Source organism: Kineococcus sp. G2, from assembly GCF_037154035.1.
Classification (GTDB): domain Bacteria; phylum Actinomycetota; class Actinomycetes; order Actinomycetales; family Kineococcaceae; genus Kineococcus.
Genome location: NZ_JBBBEM010000143.1, coordinates 1 through 4231, shown reverse-complemented (window position 1 = coordinate 4231; position 4231 = coordinate 1). Strand labels below are relative to the sequence as shown.

The 4231-nt window shown below is 75.5% G+C and carries 4 protein-coding genes; 1 reads left to right on the top strand and 3 read right to left on the bottom strand.

The window, feature by feature from the left end:
* The 3 genes from V9U69_RS19105 to V9U69_RS19095 form a co-directional block, all read right to left on the bottom strand.
* Positions 1-875: ABC transporter substrate-binding protein (locus V9U69_RS19105; RefSeq protein ID WP_337063487.1), on the bottom strand; the 875-nt coding region annotated here is incomplete at its 3' end.
* Positions 876-937: 62 nt separating this feature from the next.
* The gene (locus tag V9U69_RS19100) at positions 938-1717 is read right to left on the bottom strand and encodes an ABC transporter permease (protein ID WP_337063485.1); all 780 of its coding nucleotides are present in this window, start codon (positions 1715-1717) and stop codon (positions 938-940) included.
* Positions 1714-2580: an ABC transporter ATP-binding protein gene (locus tag V9U69_RS19095; protein ID WP_337063484.1), complete on the bottom strand. Its 867-nt coding sequence runs from the start codon at positions 2578-2580 to the stop codon at positions 1714-1716. The genes V9U69_RS19100 and V9U69_RS19095 overlap by 4 nt, the downstream gene beginning before the upstream one ends.
* 156 nt (positions 2581-2736) lie before the next feature.
* On the opposite strand from V9U69_RS19095, the gene V9U69_RS19090 reads away from it, so the two are divergent.
* Complete coding sequence (locus V9U69_RS19090) at positions 2737-4194, top strand: aldehyde dehydrogenase family protein (protein WP_337063483.1); 1458 nt, start codon at positions 2737-2739, stop codon at positions 4192-4194.
* Positions 4195-4231 lie beyond the last annotated feature (37 nt).

Genomic DNA, 4231 nt, shown 5'->3' with positions numbered 1-4231 from the left:
TATCCGACCTGCGAGCGCTCCGCCGCCAGGGCGACGCACTCGGCGGCGCGCTCGGTGCAGTGCGCGTAGGCGCGCAGCTGTGCGCGCAGGAAGTCCTGCACGGCGGTGGGGTGCTCGGCGAGGAACGCCGGGTTCACGATCGTGGTGGCGATGGAGCCGGGGACCCCGAAGTCCTCGGGGTTCCACTCGACGACCTCCTCGCCCGTCTCGCGCAGAGTCAGCGGCTCGTTGGACTTGTAGCCGGTGAGCGCCTGCACCTGCCCGCGCGTCAGGACGGTGGGGTCGTAGCCGACCTGCACCTGCTCCAGCGCCGCGACGTCCACGCCGGCGGTGCGCAGCATCGCCTCGATCGTCACCGGCAGGGCGCCCTTGTGCCCGAGGGTGGCGCCCTGCAGCTGCGTCAGGTCCTCCACCTCCGGGCCGGTCATCAGCGTCGCCACCGGGACGTGCCCGAACAGCGCGACGGCGGTGACGTCCACGCCGTTGTCGACGTTGACGAGCACGTCGGAGGCCCCGGCGATGGAGGACAGCTGCGCGGTGCCGGCGGCGACGAGCTGGGCGTTCTGCGCGGTCTCGCCCGTTCCCGGCTGGATCTGCACGTCCAGGCAGAGCGCGTCGAAGTAGCCCAGGTCCTCGGCGGCGACGGGGTCCAGGATGCTCACCGAGGACTGGAACTGGTACCCGGTGACGTAGGTGACCGTGCCGGCCGCCTCGTTCTGCGCGCACCGCTCGGCGGAGACGGCCGAGCCCCGGCCCGCCGGCGCGGTGGCGGCCCCGTCGTCCCCGGACCCGCCGGAGCAGCCGGCCAGCAGCAGGGCGGCCGCCGCCGCGGCGAGGACCGGCCGGTGCCGGGTGGGGGTCCTGCTCTCGTTCACGCGCTCCTCCGGGTGCTCACGGTGCTCCCCGGGTGCAAGGACGCGGGGGTGGTGGGGATTCCTCACCGGGTCTGCGAGGCGTGCCAGGAGAGCACGCGCCGCTCCACGGCGGTGACGGCCGCCAGCAGCAGCACGCCCATCAGGGCCAGGCAGGCGATCGAGGCGAACACCCGGTCCAGCTGCGAGTTGCCGGCCGCGACCTTGATGAGGGTGCCCAGGCCCGCGGTGGCACCGGCCGCGCTGAACTCGGCGACGATGGCGCCGACGAGGGAGAGCGGGAACACCACCCGCAGGGCGGCGAAGACGAACGGCAGCGCGCTGGGGAAGCGCAGCCGCAGCAGAACGTCCCAGCGCGAGGCGTGGACGGTGCGGAACACCTGCAGCACCCCGCGGGGCACCGAGCGCAGGCCGGTGACGGTGTTCATCAGCACCGGGAAGAACGTGGTCAGCGCCGCCACGAGCACCTTGGGCAGGATCCCGAACCCGAACGCCACGATCAGGGCGGGGGCGATCGCGACGACCGGGGTGACGTTGAGCACGACGGCGAGCGGCATCACCGCGCGCCGCAGCAGCACCGACTCCGAGACGGCCACCGCCACCGCGACGGCGGCCAGCGCGCCCAGGGCCAGCCCCAGCAGCGCCTCGGACAGGGTGGTCCAGGCGTTGGCGAGGTACAGCAGGGGTTCGCCCACCAACTGCGCGCCGACGGCGCCGAGGGGCGGCAGCACGTACGGGTTGCCGCGGGCGACCCGCGCCCAGAGGAGCCCGGCGGCCAGCAGCGCCACGACGCTGGGCAGCCACACCCGCGGGTGCAGGGCGGACGGCCGGCGCCGCGGGGTCACCGGCCGCCCCGGGCGCCGGCGTGCCGGGCGTCGGCGTGCCAGGCGTCGGACAGCAGTTCGCGCACCCGGTGCTCGTGCTCGTGCAGGGCGGCGGAGTCCAGCAGCCCCGAGCGGCGCGGCCGGTCCAGCTCCACCTCGACGGCGCCGGCGACTCGGCCGGCGGCCATGACGACCACGGTGTCGGACAGCAGGACCGCCTCGGTGATGGAGTGGGTGACGAACACGACGGTGGTGCGCAGCTCCTGCCACACGTCCAGCAGCTGCAGCTGGGCGGCCTCGCGGGTGAACTCGTCCAGGGCGCTGAACGGCTCGTCCATGAGCAGCACCTGCGGCTGCAGGGCGAACGCGCGGGCGATGGCGGTGCGCTGCTGCATGCCGCCGGACAGCTGGCCGGGCCGCGCGCGCAGGACCTCCCCCAGGCCGAGGCGGCGCAGCAGCGCCACGGGGTCACCGGCCAGGTCGCACCGCCCGGTCCCCGCCGGGGCGGGCCCGGGAGCGCGCCGGCGGGCGGAGCGGTTGACCTTCTCCAGCACCCGCACGTTGCCGAGCACGTCCAGCCACGGCAGCAGCGCCGGCGTCTGCGGCACGAAGCCGACCATCTTGCGCTCGGTGGCGCGCGCGGGCGTGCGCCCGCAGATGCGCACCTCGCCGCGGTCCGGCGCCTCCAGGCCGGCCACCAGCCGCAGCAGGGTGGACTTGCCGCAGCCGGAGGGCCCGATGACGCTGACGAACCGCCCGCGCGGGACCCGCAGGTCCACGTGGTCCAGGGCCGTCACCGGCTTCGGCCCGTCGTCGTACACCTTGCAGGCGTCGCGGACGGCGACGAACGGCTGCTCGTCCACGCCCGCCCGCTGGTCCACCACGGCCCGACCCTACTCAGCGGGCGGCCCCGCGCCGTGCGGGCGGTGAGCGCCACGGGGACCCGCGGGCGCTTCCACCGGGGGGGGGAGGCCGCTCCGGTGGCGGCCGGGCGGCGTGGTCCACTGGTGCCACGCGTTCGGCTGACGAGGGGGACACCGGTGAGCGTGCTGCTCGGTGACGTGTGGCGGGAGAAGATCTTCGACGGTGCCTGGCGCACCGGTTCCGGCGGGACCATCGAGGTCACCGAGCCGGCCACCGGTGCCGTGCTGGGCCGGGTGGGCGCCGCGACCCCGCAGGACGTGCGGGAGGCGGCCGCCCGTGCGGCCGCGGCGCAGCGGGACTGGGCGCGGGCGAACCCCCTGGAGCGGGCGGCGGTGCTGCGGCGGGCGGGAGCGCTGTGGGAGCAGCACGCCGGCGAGGTGCAGGACTGGATCGTGCGCGAGTCCGGTGCGGTCGCCGCCAAGGCGGCGACCGAGACGCACGTGGCCGCGCAGGAGTGCTACGAGGCGGCTGCGCTGCCCACCCACCCGATGGGTTCGGTGCTGCCCTCCGAGCAGGAGCGCTGGTCGTTCGCCCGCCGCCGCCCCGCCGGGGTGGTCACGGTGATCGCTCCCTTCAACTTCCCGCTCATCCTGTCGATCCGGGCGGTCGCGCCCGCCCTGGCGCTGGGCAACGCGGTCCTGCTCAAGCCGGACCCGCGCACGCCCGTGTGCGGCGGGGTGGCGCTGGCACGGGTGTTCGAGGAGGCGGGCCTGCCCCCCGGGCTGCTGCACCTGCTGCCCGGCGGTGCGGACGTCGGCGAGGCGACGGTCGTGGCGCCGGAGGTGCGCGTGGTGGCCTTCACCGGGTCCACCGCGGCCGGCCGGCGCGTGGGTGCGCTCGGCGCCGAGCACCTCAAGCGCACCCACCTGGAGCTGGGCGGCAACAACGCCCTCGTGGTCCTGCCGGGGGCGGACGTGCCGCTGGCGGCCTCGGCGGGGGCGTTCGGCTCGTTCCTGCACCAGGGCCAGATCTGCATGGCCACCGGCCGGCACCTGGTCCACGAGAGCCTGCACGACGCCTACGTGGAGGCTCTGGCCGGCAGGGCCCGCGCACTGCCCGTGGGGGACCCGGCGACGGGGAGCGTCGCGCTCGGGCCGATCATCGACGAGCGGCAGCTGGCGAACGTCGACCGCCTCGTGCGGGGGACCGTCGAGGCCGGCGCGAGCCTCGCCGCGGGCGGCACCCACGAGGGGCTGTTCTACTCCCCCACCGTGCTGGCGGACGTGAAGCCCTCCATGCCCGCCTGGGAGGAGGAGGTGTTCGGCCCCGTCGCCCCCGTCCTGGCGTTCTCCGACGCCGACGAGGCGATCGAGCTGGCCCGGGCCACCCCGTACGGGTTGTCCCTGGGGATCCTCGGCGAGGTGGGCGCCGCGATGCGCGTGGCCGACGCGGTGCCCAGCGGCATCGTGCACATCAACGAGCAGACCGTCTCGGACGAGGCGAACAGCCCCTTCGGGGGTGTCGGCGCCTCGGGCACCGGCGGCCGGGCGGGGGGTGCCGAGGCGAACATCGAGGCGTTCACCGAGACCCAGTGGCTCACGGTGCGGCCGGAGATCGCCCCCTACCCGTTCTGAGTGACTGTTTCAGATGTGTGGTGAGGGCTGCGCCGGC